Source organism: Streptomyces sp. Root1304, from assembly GCF_001426405.1.
GTDB lineage: Bacteria > Actinomycetota > Actinomycetes > Streptomycetales > Streptomycetaceae > Streptomyces.
In genome coordinates this window covers 330,230-347,922 of the sequence record NZ_LMEP01000023.1, presented here as the reverse complement: position 1 = coordinate 347,922, position 17,693 = coordinate 330,230, and the positions used below count along the sequence as shown (strand labels likewise).

Below are 17,693 nucleotides of genomic sequence, written 5' to 3'. Positions count from 1 at the left end.
CGGGCAAAACGTACACCTGGCCTCAGCGTGTCTCCGTACCCCCGCGGCTGCCGGTTCACGCCGTCGGCGCGGTGTCCCCCACGAGCCACATGGAGAAGAACTGCGCGCCGCCCCCGTAGGCGTGTCCGAGCGCCCGGCGGGCGCCGTCGACCTGGTGCTCCCCGGCCTCTCCCCGCACCTGGAGGGCCGCTTCGGCGAAGCGGATCATTCCGGAGGCGCCGATGGGGTTGGTGGAGAGCACTCCGCCGGAGGGGTTCACGGGCAGGTCCCCGTCGAGTTCGGTCACGCCGGCCTCGGTGAGCTTCCAGCCCTCGCCCTCCTCGGCGAAGCCCAGGTTCTCCAGCCACATGGGTTCGTACCAGGAGAACGGCACGTACATCTCGACGGCGTCGATCTCCCGCCGGGGGTCGGTGATGCCGGCCTGCCGGTAGACGTCGGCGGCGCAGTCGCGGCCGGCGCGGGGGGAGACGAAGTCCTTGCCGGCGAAGAGGGTGGGTTCGCTGCGCATCGCCCCGCCGTGCACCCAGGCGGGCGGGCGGGGTGAACGGGCCGCGCCCGCGCGGTCGGTGAGGACCATGGCGCAGGCGCCGTCCGAGGACGGGCAGGTCTCGGAGTAGCGGATCGGGTCCCAGAGCATCGGGGAGGCCTGCACCTTCTCCAGGGTGAGGTCGTGCTCGTGGAGATGGGCGTACGGGTTCTTGAGCGCGTTGCGCCGGTCCTTGTACGCGACGAGGGATCCGATGGTGTCGGGGGCGCCGGTGCGGTGCATGTAGGCGCGGACGTGGGGGGCGAAGAAGCCTCCGGCGCCGGCGAGCAGCGGCTGCTGGAAGGGGACGGGCAGCGAGAGCCCCCACATGGCGTTGGACTCGGACTGCTTCTCGAAGGCGAGGGTGAGGACGGTGCCGTGGACGCGCGCGGCGACCAGGTTGGCGGCGACGAGGGCGGTGGAGCCGCCGACGGAGCCGGCCGTGTGCACCCGGATCATGGGTTTGCCGACCGCGCCGAGCGCGTCGGCGAGGTACAGCTCCGGCATCATCACGCCCTCGAAGAAGTCGGGGGCCTTGCCGATGACGACGGCGTCGATGTCCGCCCAGGTCAGTTCCGCGTCCTCCAGGGCGCGGACGGCGGCCTCGCGGACGAGTCCGGCGATCGAGACGTCCCTGCGGGCGGCGACGTGTTTGGTCTGGCCGATGCCGACGACGGCGACGGGCTCCTTAGGCACGGGGCTCCCCTTCCAGGACGGCGACGAGGTTCTGCTGCAGGCAGGGACCGGAGGTGGCGTGGGCGAGGGCCCGGTCGGAGTCCCCGCGGTGGATGCGGGCGGCGGCCTCGCCGAGCCGGATGAGGCCGGCGGCCATGACGGGGTTGGCGGCGAGCGCTCCGCCGGACGGGTTGACCCGCACGCTCCCGTCGAGGTCGAGGGCCTTGCGCAGGACGACCTCCTGGGAGCTGAAGGGCGCGTGGAGCTCGGCGGTGTCCACCGGCCGTTCGAAGGCTCCGGCGCGTTCGGCGGCGAGGCGGGTGGAGGGCGAGTCGGTGAGGTCGCGGACGCCGAGGGAGTGGGCCTCGATGCGGTGGTCCATGCCGCGGATCCAGGCGGGGCGGGCGCAGAGTTCGCGGGCCCTGTCCCCGGCGGCGAGGATCACGGCGGCGGCGCCGTCGCCGACGGGCGGGCAGTCGCCGGTGCGGAGCGGCCGGACGACGTAGTCGCCCTGGGCGCGGGCGCCGGGCAGCTGGGCGTGCGGGTTCGCGGCGGCGTCCTCGCGGCTGCGGGTGGCGATGGCGGCGAGGGCGGGTTCGTCGGTGGCCCCGGTGTCGACGAGGGCCTGTGCCTGGAGGGCGGCGAGGGCCACGGAGTCGGGCCAGAGCGGGGCGAGGTAGTAGGGGTCGAGCTGGCGGGTGAGGACGTCGCGGACGGAGCCGGGCGAGGACTTGCCGTACGCGTAGACGAGGGCGGTGTCGGCCTCGCCGGTGAGGAGCTTCACCCAGGCCTCGTACAGGGCCCAGGCGCCGTCGGTCTCGACGTGGGACTCGGAGATCGGCGGCCAGGCGCCGACGCCGTCGAGGGCCATCGTGAAGGAGAAGGCGCGCCCGGCCAGGTAGTCGGACGAGCCGGAGCAGGTGAAGCCGATGTCGGCGGCCCTGAGTCCGGTCTGCCGGAGGACGTCGTGGAGGACGGGCATGACCATCTCGACCTCGGAGAGGTCGTCGGTGTGCCGTCGGTGGTCGCTCTGGGCGAAGGCGACGATCGCCACCTCTCGGTCGGGCCTCACAGCAGCTCCTTGAAGGTGTCGTGGTCGGCGTCGGGTTCGCCGGTGGGCCGGTAGTGGTCGGGGTACCGGCCGCCCTCGGTCCACACGGGTTCGACCCGCAGGCCCATCCGGACCTCGTCGTACGGGATGCCCGCGATGCGGCCGTGCAGGGCGAGTCCGGCGCCGTCGAGGGCGATGTGGGCGTAGACGTACGGAACCTCGATCTCGGCGTTCCGGGCCTTGATGTTGACGATGCAGAAGGTGGTGACGGTGCCCTTGGGGCCGACCTCGACCCGGTCGGTGGTGGCGACGCCGCAGGTGGGGCAGGCGCCGCGGGGCGGCACGTACACCTTGGTGCAGGAGGGGCAGCGTTCGCCGACGGTCCGGCGCTCGGCGAGTGCCTGGAGGTAGCGGGTCTGGGCGCGGCCGGGGCTGTAGGTGTAGTCGAGACGGGCGGGGGCGACGATGCCGGTCACGGGTTCGTCGAAGCGGCCGTCGTGCGGGGCGGGGCCGCGCTCCGCGGTGCCCTCGTACGGTTCGAAGCAGGCGATGTCCGTGATGGCGCCGGAGCGTTCGGCGGCCCAGCGGATGCGGACCCGCAGTCCGGTGCGGACGGCTTCGGGGCCGGGGGCGTCCAGGGCGTGCAGGAGGGCGGTGTCGGCGCCGTCGAGGCGGACGAGCACCCAGGCGAAGGGGGTGTCGAGGGGCTGGCCGGGGCGGGGCTCGGGGTTCCAGGCCCAGGTGGTGACGGTGCCGGTGGGGGCGACCTCGACGAGGTCGCTCAGCTCGGCGGCGGTGACGGGGTCGTACTCGACGGGCGGGACGAGGACGCCGCCGGCTTCGGTGCGGACGCCGAGCACGGTGCGGTCGCGGAGTCCGGTGAGGAAGGCGGACTGGACGGGGCCGAGGGAGCGGGTGAAGGGGAATTCCACGATCAGGGGGGCGCGGAGGGCCTCCGGCGGGGGTGCGGCGGCGGTCATGGGACGGCTCCTTCGTGGTGGGTGAGCGGGGGGCGGGATGGGGAAGGGTCACTCCCTGCGGTACACCGCCGGCCGCTTCTCCGCGAACGCCCGCGCCCCCTCCTTCGCGTCGGCCGTGTCGAAGATCGGCCAGCCGCGCTTGAGTTCGGCGGCCAGCCCCTCCGTCTCGGTCAGTTCGGCCGTCTCGTAGACGGAGGCCTTGACGGCCTCGACGGCGAGGGGGCCGCAGGCGTTGACGCGTTCGGCGAGGTCGAGGGCGGCGTCGAGGGCGGTGCCGTCGGGGACGACCCGGCCGACGAGTCCGATGCGGGCGGCTTCCTCGGCGGTATACGGGCGGCCGGTGAGGAGCATTTCGAGGGCGTGGGTGCGGGCGATCTGGCGGGGCAGCCGGACGGTGGAGCCGCCGATGGGGAAGAGCCCGCGCCGGACCTCGAAGAGGCCGAAGGTGGCGGAGGCGGCCGCGACCCGGATGTCCGTGCCCTGGAGGATCTCCGTACCGCCGGCGACGCAGTAGCCCTCGACGGCGGCGATGACGGGTTTGCGCGGGCGGTGGTGGCGCAGCATGGCCTTCCAGTGCAGGTCGGGGTCGGCCTTGAGCCGGTCCCGGTACTGCTCGCCCTCCATGCCCTTTCCGGCCAGGGCCTTCAGGTCCATGCCGGCGCAGAAGGATCCTCCCGCGCCGGTGAGGACGACGGAGCGGACGCTGTCGTCCGCGTCGGCCTCCAGCCAGCCGTCGTAGAGGCCGACGAGCATCGGCAGCGAGAGGGCGTTCTTGGCCTCGGGCCGGTTCAAGGTGAGGACGAGCGTGGCGCCTTCGCGCCGCACGCTGAGGTGTTCGGTGCCGCCCATGGGGGTCTCCCGTCTCCAGTTCTGGAACAGGTTGCAGGAGTGGGGGGTCCAGTTCAATAGTTTTCTGACACTCAGTCAGATTCTTCTGCGCATCCCCTTCCCCCTGTCGGCGGACGGCGCTCTAATGACCGCCGAGCCAGTGCGCAGCCGTACGAGTCGGAACCAGCCGGGATCAGGAGGAACGGTGGAGTACAACCTTGCCGACCTGTTCGAATCGGTCGTCGACGTGGTCCCCGACCGCGAGGCGCTGGTGTACGTCGACCATCCGGGGACGGGCGAGGAACGCCGGCTCACCTACGCCGAACTCGACGAGGCGGCCAACCGCATCGCGCACCACCTCGTCGACTCGGGCCTCCGGCCCGGCGAACACCTCGGACTCCACCTGTACAACGGGGTCGAGTACCTGCAGACCGTCCTCGCCTGCCTCAAGGCGCGGCTCGTACCGGTGAACGTCAACTACCGTTACGTCGAGGAGGAGTTGGTCTACCTCTACCGTGACGCCGACCTGGCCGCGCTCGTCTTCGACGCCGAGTTCACCGACCGGGTCGCGGCGGCGCTGCCGCAGACGGAGAAGCTGCGGCACCTCGTGCGGGTGGGGACCCCGCCCGAGGGAGCGGTCGCCCTGGACTGCGTACCGTACGCCGAGGCGGAGGCCGCCGGATCACCCGAGCGCGGCTTCGGTCCCCGGTCCGCCGACGACCTCTTCATCATCTACACCGGCGGCACGACCGGGATGCCCAAGGGCGTCCTGTGGCGCCAGGAGGACCTGTTCTTCGCCGGGCTCTTCGGCGGCGCCCCCTCGGGCGAGCCGGTGAAACGCCCCGAGGAACTGGCCGAACGGGTCGCCGCCGGCGGCGCCGGGCTCACCTTCTTCCCCGCGCCGCCCCTCATGCACGGCACGTCCACGCTCACCGCCTTCATCGCCTTCGACTACGGCCAGCGGGTCGTCCTGCACCGCAAGTACGTGCCCGAGGAGGTGCTGCGCACCCTGGAGAAGGAGAAGGTCTCCAGCATCTCCCTCGTCGGGGACGCGATGCTCCGCCCGTTGGTGGACGCGCTGCGCGGGCCGCAGAAGGACACGGACCTCTCCGCCCTGTTCAGCCTGTCCTCGTCCGGGGCGATCATGTCCGAGACCGTACGGGCCCAGCTCCAGGAGCTGATGCCGAACGTGCTGCTGCTCAACAACTTCGGTTCCACCGAGTCCGGTTCCAACGGCCGCGCCACCGAGGACTCCGGCCCGGCCAGGGGCTTCCGGCTGCACGTCAACGAACGCACCCAGGTCGTCGATCCGGCGACCCTCTCCCCCGTCACCCCGGGCGAGATCGGCCGGCTCGCCCAGCGCGGACACGTTCCGCTCGGCTACTACAACGACCCCGCCAAGACCGCCGAGACCTTCTTCGAGCGCGACGGCGTGCGGTGGGTGCTCCTCGGCGACATGGCGACCGTGGACGAGTCCGGGGTGGTCACCGTCCTCGGGCGCGGCTCCCAGTGCATCAACACCGGCGGCGAGAAGGTCTATCCGGAGGAGGTGGAACAGGCCCTGAAGTCGCACCCCGACGTCTACGACGCCCTCGTCGCGGGAGTCCCCGACGCCCGCTGGGGCAACCACGTCGCCGCGGTCGTCCAGCTCCGCGCGGACGCCCCGCCGCTGGACCTGGACGCCCTCCAGACCCACTGCCGCCCCCGTCTGGCGGGCTACAAGGTCCCCCGCCAGCTGGTCCTCACCGACCGCATCCAGCGCTCCCCCAGCGGCAAGGCGGACTACCGCTGGGCCCGCTCGGTGGCGGTGGAGGCGGACGCGCGGGAGGCGGGCGAGCCGGCCTGAAGGGCCCGGAACGCCGGCCCTAGCCCGACAGGCCGAACTCCCGTACCGACCTGAGGAAGGCGTCCCGCCGTGTGGTGTGGACGAGGTGTCCGGCGTCCTCGATCGTGACCAGGCGGCCGTCGGCGACATGCTCGGCCAGCCACGTCAGGTGCTCCTGGGGGACATGGCTGGCCGGACCGCCCGCGAGGACCAGGGTGGGGGCCTTGATCATCGGGACCTCCGCGCGCCAGGCGGGGTCCGGGGCGTTCAGCTGGGCGTCGGTGGCCGGGACGATCTCCCAGTCGAAGCCGAGGCGGCCCTCGGGACGCGCGACCCTCGGGCGCGGCGGGTCGAGCGGGAAGAAGACCGGGGGCTCTTCGAGGACCAGCCGGCCGATCAGTTCCGGTTCGCGCTGGGCGAGGAGGTACGCGGCGGCGGCGCCCATCGAGTGGGCGACGACGGTGGCGCCGGTGAGCCCGAGGGCCCTGAGGAAGCCGCCGAGTTCGTCGCGGAAGGCGTCGAAGCCGTAGCGGCCGGGCCGGTCGCTGAGTCCGTGGCCGCGCAGGTCGAGGGCGTACACCCGGTGGTCGGCGGCGAGTTCCCGCGCGATCTCCGCCCAGGTCGTGCTGTTCTCGCCGCGCCCGTGGACCAGGACGACGGGCGGGGCGTCCTCGGAGCCCCGTACCCGATGGGCGAGGCGTACGCCGTCCACCGTGACCGTCCGCACCTCGGGGTCGAGGAAGGCGGCGACGGGGCGGACGAAGGCGTCCGCGTCGTCCACCCACGGGAAGTGCCCGGCGCCCGGCTGGACGACGAGTTCGGCGCCCGGGAAACAGGCGGCGGCCTCGGCCGCCTTCGCCGGGGTGGGACCGGCGTCGTACTCCCCCGCCAGGATCAGCACGGGCGCGGTGAGCGCGGTGAGCGCGCGACGGGTCCGCTCCGGGTCGTACGCGCCCTCGCCGTGGTACGCGGCGGCGGCCGCCCAGTGGCTCTGCCCGTTCTCGGCGGAGGCGTGCTCCCGGGCGGCGGCGTCCCACCGCCCGTAGCCGAAGGGTGCGACGATCTCGCGGACGCGCGGCGCCGGGGTGTCCGGGCCGATGCCGTCGAGCGCCGCCCGTGCCTCCGGGTACCAGGGCCGGTCCGCGAACACCTCCACCGCCGCGTCCCACTCCTCGTCGGTGGTGCCGACGCCGAGCGCGCGGCCCAGGGAGGTGACGAGGACGAGCGAGCGGATGCGCTCGGGGTACGCGGCGGCGTACAGGGTGGCGAGGTTCCCGCCGGCCGAGTGACCGAGGAGATCGAGGCGCTCCAGACCGAGGTGGGCGCGCAGCGCCTCGACGTCGTCGACCTGCCGGTCGCAGCGGTACGTCCCCGGGTCGGCCGGTTCGGCGCTCGCGCCGGTGCCGCGGGCGTCGAGCAGGACCAGAGCGCGGTGCGCGGAGAGTCCGCCGAGGTCACCGAGGTAGTCGGCGTCGCGCAGGGGGCCGCCCGCCAGACACACCAGCGGTTCGCCCTCCCCGGTGATCCGGTAGGCGAGTTCGGTTCCGTCGTACGTCGTGAAGTGCGGCATGGCACCGATCCTCACCGGCCCGCGACGATCTCCGCAATCGGTTTCGGCGGGAGGCGGTACGGTGAGCGGACCGTCCCCGATCTGCGAAGGAACCGTTCCACCGTGCCCGAGACCCGGGAAGCCGCGCTGCGCGGCGATTGCGCGAACTGCTTCGGCCTGTGCTGTGTGGCCCTGCCCTTCGCGAAGTCGGCCGACTTCGCCGTGAACAAGGCCTCCGGCGAGCCCTGCCGGAACCTGCGGGACGACTTCCGTTGCGGCATCCACACCCGGCTGCGCCCGAGCGGATTCCAGGGCTGCACGGTGTACGACTGCTTCGGCGCCGGCCAGCAGGTGTCCCAGGTGACCTTCGGCGGGGTGTCCTGGCGGGAGGCGCCGGAGACCGCGAGCCGTATGTACGACGTGTTCCATGTGATGCGGCAGCTGCACGAGCTGCTGCGCTACCTGACCGAGGCGGTGGCCCGCCCGGCGGCCCGACCGGTCCACGCCGAGCTGCGGACGGCACTCGCCCGTGTCGAGGAGCTGACCGCGGGCCCGGCGGACGCGCTGGAGAAGCTGAGCGTGCCCGAGGTGCGCGCCGAGGTGAACCGGCTGCTGCTGAGGACGAGCGAGCTGGTCCGCGCGACGGCCGGCGGGAAGCCGAAGAGCCGGCGCGGGGCGGATCTGGTCGGGAAGCGACTGCGCGGGGCGAAGCTGCGGGGCACCGACCTGCGCGGGGCTCTGTTGATCGCCGCCGATCTGTCCGGGGCCGACCTGTCGCTCACGGACCTGATCGGCGCCGACCTGCGGGACGCCGATCTGTCGGGAGCGGACCTCACCGGTGCCCTCTTCCTGACCCAGCCGCAGCTGAACGCGGCCCGCGGGGACGCCGCGACCCGCCTCCCGGAGGGTTTCGAGCGCCCCGCGCACTGGACGTCCTGACGGCGTCGGCGCACTGGACGTCCTGACGGCGTCGGCGGTCAGGACGTCCTGACCGCCGACGCGGCTTCCCCGTACGGCTACGAGGAGGGGGCCGCGTTGCGCCAGACCGTCACGTCGATCGCCAGATAGGTGCTGGGCGACTCCTCCGGGGAGATGCCCTTGATGGTGACGAGGCCCATGTGGCCCGTGCCGGTGGTGACGCAGAGCTGGCGGCCCTGGGACAGCTTGTTGATGTAGACGTTCTGCGTGAACCGGGTCTCCGCGCGGCAGACGGCGAGGGAGCCCTGCTGCCCCGGGTCGAGGAGCACCAGGTTGCCGCCGACGCTCTCGGCGTCGAGGTAGCCGCCGGTGTCGTAGGACAGTTCGTACTCGCCGTCCTCGCCGTCCTGGGGACGGACGACCTCGTCGCCGAGGGTCAGGTGGTAGCCGGCGGTGAGGTTGATGTTGCGGAAGTCGGCGGGCGTCGGCTCGGGCCGGGCGGTGGGCTTCTTGCTCGGGGTGCCGCCGGTGGCTCCGGTCCCGCCGGTGGTGCCGGAGGTGGTGGCGCCTCCCGTGCCGCTCGGCTTGTCGTTGTCCGAGGCGGTCGGCTCCCCCTTGTCCTTCAGCAGGGCGTAGGCGGTCACGCCGCCGACGACGCCGAAGGCGAGTACGGCGGCGACGGCGACGAGCAGACCGCGCTTGGCGGAGCTCCGCGGGGCGCCGGGGGGCATGGGCATCGGGCGGCCGGGACCGCCGGGGTACTGCTGGTGCGCAACGGGGACCGGGCCCTGGGTCGGCGCGTACGCGTGGGACGGCGCGGGGTGGGGCTGTCCGGGGTACGGCTGTCCCGGGGGCGGCGTCGCCGGACCGTAGGGTCCCGGCTGGTGTGCGGCGGCGGGCGGACCGTATCCGCCGGGCGGGGCGGTCGGCGCGGCGACGGGCGGGGTCGGGCCCGCCGGGGCGGTCGGGGCGTAGGCCACGCCGGGGGCGACCGGTCCGGCCGGAGCGGTGGGCGTGTAGCCGGCCCCCGGGGCGGTCTGCGGGGGCGGCGGCGTCTGGACGGGCGCGGGGGCCGCAGCGCGCGCGGTGATGTCGGCGGAGACGGCGCCGGGCAGCCAGTCCTCGGGCCTGCGGAGCACCGTCGCCGCGTTCGCCTGCTGGCAGAGCGCGATGACCTCGGGGATCGACGGCCGCGCCTCGGGGTCCTTGGCGAGGCACCGGGTGACCAGCTCGCTGAGCCGCTCGGGCACGGCGCTGAGGTCGGGCTCCTCGTGGACGATCCGGTACAGCACGCCGTGCGAGGTTCCCTCACCGAACGCCGGGACGCCGGTCGCCGCGTAGGCCGCGACCTGACCGAGGGCGAAGATGTCCGTCGCCGGGGTCACCTTGCGTCCGGCGGCCTGCTCGGGGGCCATGAAGGACGGGGTGCCGATGGTGACGCCGCTGCCGGTGAGCGAGGTGGCGTCGGCCGCGTGGGCGATGCCGAAGTCGATGACGCGGGGTCCGTCGGCGGCCAGGAGGACGTTGGACGGCTTGAGGTCGCGGTGGACGATCCCGGCGCCGTGGATCACGTGCAGGGCCTCGGCCATCCCGGCGACGAGCAGCAGCACCGTCTCGACGGGCAGCGCTCCATGGGTGACGACCGCGTCGGCGAGCGAGGGGCCCGGGACGTAGGCGGTGGCCAGCCAGGGCTGCGCGCCCTCGGGGTCGGCGTCGATCACGGGGGCCGTGAACAGCCCCTGCACGCGCTGCGCGGAGCGCACCTCCTGGGCGAACCGGCGGCGGAACTCGGCGTCCTCACCGAACTCGGGCCGGATCAGCTTGATCGCGACGGGCCGTCCGCCGGGTGTGTACGACAGGTACACCTTCCCCATGCCGCCGGCCCCGAGCCTGGCGGCCAGCCGGTAGCCGGCGACCGTGGTGGGATCGTCCGCCGCGAGTGCCTGGAAGACCTCGCCCACGCCGCCCCGACCCGACTGCTGATCACTCATGAACCCGTGTCTCCCCACGCAGACCTCGATTACCGGACGGCACCCTACCGTTCCCGGACGGCCTGCCGGCCCCGCGGTCGAAGGGCCTCCTCCCGGCCCGCCGGCCTAACCGCCGTACGTATGGGGGGTGGTGGTCGTGAGGGTGAGGAAGCCGAGGCGGTGGAGGATGGGCCGGCTGGTGTCGGCGGCGTCGACCTGGACGTAGCGGTGGCCGCGTTCGGCCGCGATGCGCGCCCGGTGGGAGACGAGGGCGCGGTAGAGGCCGCGGCCGCGCCAGCCCTCGACGGTGCCGCCGCCCCACAGTCCGGCGAAGTCGGTGCCGGGGCAGAGTTCGAGGCGGGCCGCGCTGACGGGTTCCCCGGCGGCGAGGGCGACGACGGCGGTGACGGTGTCGGGGTCGGCCGCGAGCCGGTCGAGGAGCTGCCGTCCGATGTGGGCACTGTCGGTGCCGAAGGCGCGCTCGTGGACCTCGACCACCTGGCGCACGCCGGACTCGTCGGTGACGGCGCGCAGTTCGACGTCCTCGGGCAGCGGGACGTCGCCGGGCAGCGCGGCGGCCTCGGCGACCATCACGGTCTCCGGGTCCTCGGCGGTGAACCCGGCGGCGAGGAGCCGGTCGCCGAGGTCGGCGGGGGTGTCGTGGGCGTACAGCTTCCACTCGAAGGACAGCCCGGCCGCCCGGTAGTGGTCGATCTGGTCGGCGACGGTGCGGTCCGCGTCGCCGTCGCCGAGGCCGGACCAGAGCACGCCGTTCCAGGCGTGCGCGGGTCCGGTCTGGCGGACGACGTCGCCGACGCGCTCGATCCGGCAGCCGGGGCCGTCGGGGCGGGCCTCGCGGCGCAGCTGCCGGTCGAACAGGTCGCGGAGGTGCTGGGTTTCCATGTGGGTCACTCCAGCACCGGGGGCGGGGGCCGGGCAACGCGATTATGCGTGCCGGTGCGGTCCGTCCGGGTTCCGGACCGACATTCGGCGCACGACCCCTTGCCAACCCCCGGGTACCTCCGGATTTACTGATCCCGAACGGGCTACCGAATGATCGGTCGTCCGTTTTACGACCGTGGAGGAGTGGCGCGATGACGGAACTGCTGGACAGCGGCGAACGGCTCGGACGCGAGGAGCTCGCGGTCCTCCAGCTGGAGCGGCTGCGCGCGACCCTGCGGCACGCGTACGAGAACGTGGACTTCTACCGGCGGTCCTTCGACGCGGCCGGGGTGACCCCGGACGACTGCCGTACGCTCGCGGACCTGGCCCGCTTCCCCTTCACCGCGAAGGCGGACCTCCGCGACCAGTACCCCTTCGGGATGTTCGCCGTCGACCAGTCCCGGGTCCGGCGCATCCACGCCTCCAGCGGCACCACCGGACGGCCGACCGTCGTCGGCTACACCGAGGGCGACCTCGACATGTGGGCCGACATGGTGGCCCGGTCCCTGCGCGCCGCCGGGGCCCGACCCGGACACAAGGTCCATGTGGCGTACGGATACGGCCTGTTCACCGGTGGACTCGGCGCGCACTACGGCGCGGAGCGCCTGGGCTGCACGGTCATCCCCGCCTCGGGCGGCATGACGGCCCGGCAGGTGCAGCTCATCCAGGACTTCCGGCCCGAGGTCATCATGGTGACGCCCTCGTACATGCTGACCCTGCTCGACGAGTTCGAGCGGCAGGGCGTGGACCCCCGGTCGACCTCCCTGAAGGTGGGCGTCTTCGGCGCCGAGCCGTGGACGGAGGCGATGCGGAAGGAGATCGAGGAGGCGTTCGCGATCGACGCGGTCGACATCTACGGCCTGTCGGAGGTGATCGGCCCCGGCGTGGCGCAGGAGTGCGTGGAGACCAAGGACGGCCTGCACATCTGGGAGGACCACTTCTACCCGGAGGTCGTGGACCCGTTCACCGGCGAGGTCCTCCCGGACGGCGAGGAGGGCGAGCTCGTCTTCACCTCCCTCACCAAGGAGGCCATGCCGGTCGTCCGCTACCGGACCCGCGACCTCACCCGGCTGCTGCCGGGCACGGCGCGGGTGTTCCGGCGGATGGAGAAGGTCACGGGACGCAGCGACGACATGATCATCCTGCGCGGGGTGAACCTCTTCCCCACCCAGATCGAGGAGATCGTGCTCCGCACGCCGGCGGTGGCCCCGCACTTCCAGCTGCGGCTGACCCGCGAGGGCCGCCTCGACGCCCTGACCGTCCGCGCCGAGGCCCGCCCGGGGGCGGCGGACGAGGACCGCGCGCGGGCGGCCCGGACGATCGCGGAGGCCGTCAAGGACGGCATCGGGGTGTCGGTCGGGGTCGAGGTGGTCGACCCCGAGACGCTGGAGCGGTCGGTGGGCAAGATCAAGCGCATCGTGGACCTCAGGGACCGCGGCCCCGAGGAGACGTCCGCCTAGGACGCGCTCGCGCCGGTCGCCCGCCGGCGGGCCGGTCAGGTGGTGCGGCTCTCCTCGCGGAGCCCCCACGGCGAGCCGTACGCGCCGAGCAGGTCGAGGAACGGGCGGGGCGGCAGGGGGCGTCGCGAGGTGAGGGGCCCTTCCCGGGTGCGGGTCGGGGTCCACGTACGGGTCGGGTCCGGGTCCGGGTTCCGTACGGGAAGGGCCCCTCATGCTCTACGAGTGCCGTGCCGTGCCTGTCAGTTCCTGGTGCTCGCCTTGCGACGGCGCCACCAGACCAGTGCCCCACCCGCGACGATCGCGACCGCCGCGATGCCGCCGATCAGGCCGAACGGCGTGCTGCTGCCGGTCTCGGCGAGGTCACCGTCGGGGTCCTTCGGGCCGGGCGGCGTCGTGACCTGCGGGGACTCGCTGCCCGTGGGCGCCGGATCCGTCGGTGCCGTGGTCGGCTTCCCCGGACCCGTCGGGCTCGGGGTCGGCTCACCCGTGGGGGTCGGCGTGGGGGTGGGGGTGCCGCTCTCGGAGTGTCCGGCGCTGTTGCCGCCGAACATCAGATAGCCCGCCTTGTTCGGGTCGTCGGCGATGGTGTCGACCGCGAAGCCGACCGTACGGGGCTTGTAGCGCTGCTCGGTGCGGAAGCGCAGCGGGTTCATGTTGGTCTTGGGCTGCTTGGAGAAGTCGACTCCGCCCACGGTGTAGACGGAGACGTCCTCGCCGTTGGACCACTTGTACGTGAACGTGCCCTCGGTGAAGGCCTTGTAGTAGCGGTCCCAGACCTGCTTGCCGGTCCAGTCCTGGTGGGGAGCGCGCAGCGGCCAGCGCTTCACGTCGTTGCTGTTGATGATCTTCCGGTACTCGGCGGGCATGTCGGCGGCGTTCTGCCGGACCCACTCGGCGGCGACCCGGGCGGTGTAGACCCGGCGCAGGTCGGCGTAGGAGGCGTCGTCGTTGACCTTCTTCGCGACCAGCGGGGTGATGTACCGGTCGAGCACGCGGTCGGACTGCTGCGTCTCCGCCTCGGTGAGGTCACAGCCCTTCCCGCCGGGCGGCCGCGTGGTGGTCTCCTGCGGCACCGTGGACAGCTTCAGCGGGGTGTCGAGGATGTGGATGCCGCCGTCCTGCTCGCGCACGACCGCGGTCTCCGGCTCTATCCAGTAGCGGAATCCGGCCCAGCAGGGGAAGCCGTCGCGCTTGGGCAGGGCGTTCATGAAGTCACGGCCGGCGTCCGTCTCCGGGTCCATGGCCTTGAAGATGTCGTGCTTCAGCTCCAGGTCCGCCTCCAGGAGCACCCGCCCGGCGTCGGTCCTGCCGAAGTCCGCGTCGATGATGCGGTTCGGCTCGTCCGGGTTGAGGTTCACCCAGAACGTGGACGGGTCGAGGGCGAGCCAGGTGAAGAACGCGTCGGAGATCAGGCCGCCCTTCTCCTGCCCGCCCCACCCGGCCGCGTACTCGTCCTCCACCGACTTGGCGGAGAAGGCGTAGTCCAGGCCCTTGCCGCTCTTGCTCTTCCCGATGTACCGCAGGTCGAGCGTGGTGAAGTCGATGCCGCCGAGGCCGCGGTTCATCAAGGACCGCTCCCCGGTCCTGCCCAGCCGGTCGAGCTGTTCCTTGAGGGTCTGCGGGTTCGGCGGGGACTGCCTGATCACCTGGTTGCCGGAGCCCCGGGAGCCGGTGGACGTGCCGTTGCCCGGCGACATCGTCGTGCTGTTGGCGCGGTAGGGACCGTTCTCGGTGCCCTTGGGCGGCACTCCCTTGTGGTGCGACTGGTAGTCGTACGAGCGGACCCGGTCACGGCCGAGGGTGTCCTTGCCCGCGCTGTCCTTCAGTTCCTTCATGAAGTTCTTGGCGTCACGGGTCTGGTTCTCCGCGAACACGTAGGTGTACTTGTACGAGCGCCAGCCGCTGTTCCTGGCCCATGCCCGGTCCGCGGGCTTCTCCCGGCCGTCGGGGCTGCCGTTGGACTTGACCTCCACGATCTCCCGGGAGCGCTTGTTGTACGCGTCGAGCCGGCGCAGATGGCGTTCGCCGGTGTCGGGGTCCGTGAAGTAGAACTCCTTCTCGCAGATCCAGTCCGGGCCGGTCAGACCCATCTCGCGGACGACCTTCGCCATGAAGGCCTTGCCGCGGGCGTCGTAGCCCTGGTTCGGGATGTAGACCTTCGACAGGTAGTCGCCGAAGCTCGTCCACCGCTTCTGCGCGTTGAACCGGGCATAGATGCGCCGCGGATCGCTGTGGTCGTACTTCTTGTAGTCGGTCCCCGCCGCGTTCAGTTCGGCCGGGGTGGGATCGAGGCCGTCGAACTGGAGACCGGGATTGGTGTAGTCGTACGTGTCCCAGCGGTCCACCGCACGGGAGGCGTCCCCCTGGGGCAGGCCGCCGGTGGGGACGTTCTTCACCCCGTACATCTGGTCGCAGCGCTTGCCCGGCTTCAGCTTCGGCGCCGGCGCGGCCTCGGCCACCCCGGTGACCGGCTGCCCCGTGACGGTGACGACGACGGCACAGGCGAGCGCCATCAGGCTGTTCCTGAGCGCACGCCGGCGGCGCGCTATTCGTGCTGGCTTCACAGTGCTTTCCCCCGGGAGCCCCACGGGTCGGATTTCCGGCTGTGTGACGCCAGGGCCCCCGAAGCTCATGTGGGCGCCGCACAAGCGCTCCGATCCTAGGGCGCAGCTTTGCCACCGCAACCTGGATTCTTCGGCGCGTCGTGTGTCAACTCCGTGCAGATTCGCGATCCTTACGGCCACATCGAGGACTAGGATTAGCTGCTGTGAGCGATGAAATCCGGGACCCCGAGGACAAGAGCGCGGACACGTACGCGTACGCGGCGGAGGACGCGTACGAGGGAGGGGACGAGGGCGACGCGTACGAGGACGAGGACGAGCACGCCGTCACCCGGCGTATCGACGAGGCGCACGCCGACAACCCCCGGCTGACGGCGTGGCTCTCCGAGCAGCGGGGCCGCTTCGACGGCTGGAGCCGCGACCACGGCGGCGGATGGGACTTCGGCGAGCGTACGCTCGACCGCGTCGAAGCCCTCGTCCGCGAACACGTGACCTCGGCCGAGGACCTGTTCGCCCGCGAACACACCCCGCTGGTCCAGGTCGCCTGCTGGTACGTCGGCGAGGTCCACAACCACACCCGTGGCACCGAGTGGCGCATGGACCCCGATCCCGTCGCCACCCACCCGTGGTCCGCACGCCCCTATGTGATCGTGCCCTTCGCGCGCCTGGACGCGTACCGGGACCCGGAGGGCATCGAGTACGACGCCCGCCCCCGGCACCACCCCCTGAGCAGCTTCCTCACCCTCCTCAGGGAGGGACCCGCGGCCGGACCGGGCTCCCTGCGCGGTGAACTGGACGACCACGAGCCCGGCGCCGAGGAGCAGGGCGGGGAGTGACGTCGTGTCAGGCCTCCGCCAGGCGGTCGCGGAGCTCCCGCTTGAGGATCTTGCCGCTCGCGTTGCGCGGCAGTTCCGGGACGAAGTGGACCCGCTTCGGGGCCTTGAAGTGCGGCAGGTTCTCGCGCGCGTGGGCGAGGAGTTCCGCCTCGGTGACGTCTCCGCGCGCGACGACCACCGCCGTGACCGCCTCGATCCAGCGCTCGTCGGGGAGGCCGATCACGGCCACCTCGGCGACGCCCGGGTGGGTGTAGAGCGCGTCCTCGACCTGGCGGGAGGCGACCAGGACTCCCCCGGAGTTGATGACGTCCTTCACCCGGTCGACGATCGTGAGGTAGCCCTCGGCGTCGCGGACGGCGAGGTCGCCCGAGTGGAACCAGCCGTCCCGGAAGGCCTCCTTCGTCTCCTCGGGCTTGCGCCAGTAGCCGTCGCACAGCTGCGGTGAGCGGTACACGATCTCGCCGGGCGTGCCGTCGGGCACGTCCTCCCCGTCCTCGCCGACGACCCGCGCCTCGACGTGCCGGACGGGACGGCCGCAGGAGTCCATCCGGCCCTCGTGCTCGTCGGGGCCGAGGACGGTGGCGAGCGGGCCGATCTCCGACTGGCCGAAGCAGTTGTAGAAGGCGAGTGCGGGGAGGCGGGCGCGCAGCCGTTCCAGGACGGGGACGGGCATGATCGAGGCCCCGTAGTAGGCCTTGCGGAGCGCCGACAGGTCGCGGCTCGCGAAGCCGGGGTGGTTGGCGAGGCCGATCCAGACGGTCGGCGGGGCGAAGAGGCTGTCGGCGCGCCCCGCCTCGATCAGGTCGAAGAGGACGGCGGGGTCGGGTCCGTCGACGATGGTGTTCTCGGCGCCGACGGCGAGGTAGGGCAGCAGGAAGACGTGCATCTGCGCCGAGTGGTAGAGCGGCAGCGCGTGGACCGGCCGGTCGTCCTCGCTCAGATCGAGGGCCTCGATCGCGCTCGCGTACTCGTGGACGAGCGCCCGGTGGGTCATCGTCGCGCCCTTGGGCAGGGCGGTGGTGCCCGAGGTGTAGAGCAGCTGGACGTACTCGCGGGCGTCGCGGTCGGTGTCGTACGCCTCCGGTGCGGCGAGCGCGTCGAGGAGCGAACCGGGCGCGTCGCGCAGCGCCCTGACCGGGAAGCCCTCGGGGACGCGGTCCGCCAGGGCGGGATCGGCGAGGACGAGCGCGCTGTCCGACTGCTCCAGGAGGTACGCGAGGTCGTCGCCGGTCAGGTGGTGGTTGACCGGGACGTGGATCAGTCCGGCCCGGGAGCAGGCCAGGAACGCGATCAGGTACGCGTCCGAGTTGTGGCCGTAGGTCGCGACCCGGGCCGCGTCCGGCAGGGCGTGGCCGTGGTGCGCCTCCCGCAGGACGGCGGCGGCGGTGGAGACGGCGGCGTCCAGCTCCGCGTACGTCCAGGTCCGGTCGGCGTACCGGACGGCGATCCGGTCGGGTACCCGCTGGGCGGTCGTGCGCAGGACACCGTCGACGGCGCGGCTGAGGAGTCGATCCATGCGGTGATCCTCGGCTCGCACCGTGCGGGAGGTCAAGTACCTTGCGGCGCGCCGCA

13 protein-coding genes are annotated in these 17,693 nt (G+C 72.6%); 4 read left to right on the top strand and 9 right to left on the bottom strand.

What is annotated here, in order from left to right:
- Positions 1 to 55: 55 nt before the first annotated feature.
- From ASD33_RS23725 to ASD33_RS23710, 4 genes are read right to left on the bottom strand one after another with little or no spacing between them, the layout of a single operon-like run.
- A complete protein-coding gene (locus ASD33_RS23725; RefSeq protein ID WP_056564070.1) occupies positions 56 to 1,222 on the bottom strand; it encodes a thiolase domain-containing protein in 1,167 nt (388 codons plus the stop codon).
- Positions 1,215 to 2,273, bottom strand: coding sequence for a thiolase domain-containing protein (locus ASD33_RS23720; RefSeq protein ID WP_056564069.1), 1,059 nt, complete (start codon positions 2,271 to 2,273; stop codon positions 1,215 to 1,217). Before ASD33_RS23720 ends, ASD33_RS23725 begins: the two co-directional genes overlap by 8 nt.
- The gene (locus ASD33_RS23715; protein WP_056564067.1) at positions 2,270 to 3,232 is read right to left on the bottom strand and encodes an OB-fold nucleic acid binding domain-containing protein; all 963 of its coding nucleotides are present in this window, start codon (positions 3,230 to 3,232) and stop codon (positions 2,270 to 2,272) included. Before ASD33_RS23715 ends, ASD33_RS23720 begins: the two co-directional genes overlap by 4 nt.
- Before the next feature lie 48 nt (positions 3,233 to 3,280).
- Complete coding sequence (locus ASD33_RS23710) at positions 3,281 to 4,081, bottom strand: crotonase/enoyl-CoA hydratase family protein (RefSeq protein ID WP_056564065.1); 801 nt, start codon at positions 4,079 to 4,081, stop codon at positions 3,281 to 3,283.
- Between the two features lie 184 nt (positions 4,082 to 4,265).
- Between ASD33_RS23710 and ASD33_RS23705 the strand changes: the two genes are divergently transcribed.
- The gene (locus tag ASD33_RS23705; RefSeq protein ID WP_056564060.1) at positions 4,266 to 5,906 is read left to right on the top strand and encodes an acyl-CoA synthetase; all 1,641 of its coding nucleotides are present in this window, start codon (positions 4,266 to 4,268) and stop codon (positions 5,904 to 5,906) included.
- Positions 5,907 to 5,925: 19 nt separating this feature from the next.
- Here the strand turns inward: ASD33_RS23705 and ASD33_RS23700 are convergent, their stop codons facing one another.
- A complete protein-coding gene (locus tag ASD33_RS23700; protein WP_056564058.1) occupies positions 5,926 to 7,455 on the bottom strand; it encodes an alpha/beta hydrolase in 1,530 nt (509 codons plus the stop codon).
- Between the two features lie 102 nt (positions 7,456 to 7,557).
- Here ASD33_RS23700 and ASD33_RS23695 point away from each other — a divergent pair, with 102 nt between their 5' ends.
- The gene (locus tag ASD33_RS23695) at positions 7,558 to 8,373 is read left to right on the top strand and encodes a pentapeptide repeat-containing protein (RefSeq protein ID WP_347232303.1); all 816 of its coding nucleotides are present in this window, start codon (positions 7,558 to 7,560) and stop codon (positions 8,371 to 8,373) included.
- A gap of 77 nt (positions 8,374 to 8,450) precedes the next feature.
- Here ASD33_RS23695 and ASD33_RS23690 read toward each other — a convergent pair whose 3' ends face one another.
- The gene (locus ASD33_RS23690; protein WP_056564046.1) at positions 8,451 to 10,343 is read right to left on the bottom strand and encodes a serine/threonine-protein kinase; all 1,893 of its coding nucleotides are present in this window, start codon (positions 10,341 to 10,343) and stop codon (positions 8,451 to 8,453) included.
- A 105-nt stretch (positions 10,344 to 10,448) separates the two neighbouring features.
- Positions 10,449 to 11,225, bottom strand: coding sequence for a GNAT family N-acetyltransferase (locus ASD33_RS23685; RefSeq protein WP_056564043.1), 777 nt, complete (start codon positions 11,223 to 11,225; stop codon positions 10,449 to 10,451).
- A gap of 191 nt (positions 11,226 to 11,416) precedes the next feature.
- Between ASD33_RS23685 and paaK the strand changes: the two genes are divergently transcribed.
- Entirely contained in the window at positions 11,417 to 12,724 is a 1,308-nt protein-coding gene (paaK, locus tag ASD33_RS23680; RefSeq protein WP_056564041.1) for a phenylacetate--CoA ligase PaaK, read from the top strand.
- Positions 12,725 to 12,963: 239 nt separating this feature from the next.
- On the opposite strand, the gene ASD33_RS36840 is transcribed toward paaK, so the two are convergent.
- Positions 12,964 to 15,237, bottom strand: coding sequence for an LAETG motif-containing sortase-dependent surface protein (locus ASD33_RS36840; RefSeq protein WP_277922099.1), 2,274 nt, complete (start codon positions 15,235 to 15,237; stop codon positions 12,964 to 12,966).
- A 254-nt stretch (positions 15,238 to 15,491) separates the two neighbouring features.
- Here ASD33_RS36840 and ASD33_RS23670 point away from each other — a divergent pair, with 254 nt between their 5' ends.
- The gene (locus ASD33_RS23670) at positions 15,492 to 16,121 is read left to right on the top strand and encodes a hypothetical protein (RefSeq protein WP_242427238.1); all 630 of its coding nucleotides are present in this window, start codon (positions 15,492 to 15,494) and stop codon (positions 16,119 to 16,121) included.
- Positions 16,122 to 16,128: 7 nt separating this feature from the next.
- Here the strand turns inward: ASD33_RS23670 and ASD33_RS23665 are convergent, their stop codons facing one another.
- Positions 16,129 to 17,637 (bottom strand): fatty acyl-CoA synthetase, encoded by a 1,509-nt coding sequence (locus ASD33_RS23665; protein WP_056564024.1) that lies wholly within the window; start codon positions 17,635 to 17,637, stop codon positions 16,129 to 16,131.
- Positions 17,638 to 17,693: the final 56 nt, after the last annotated feature.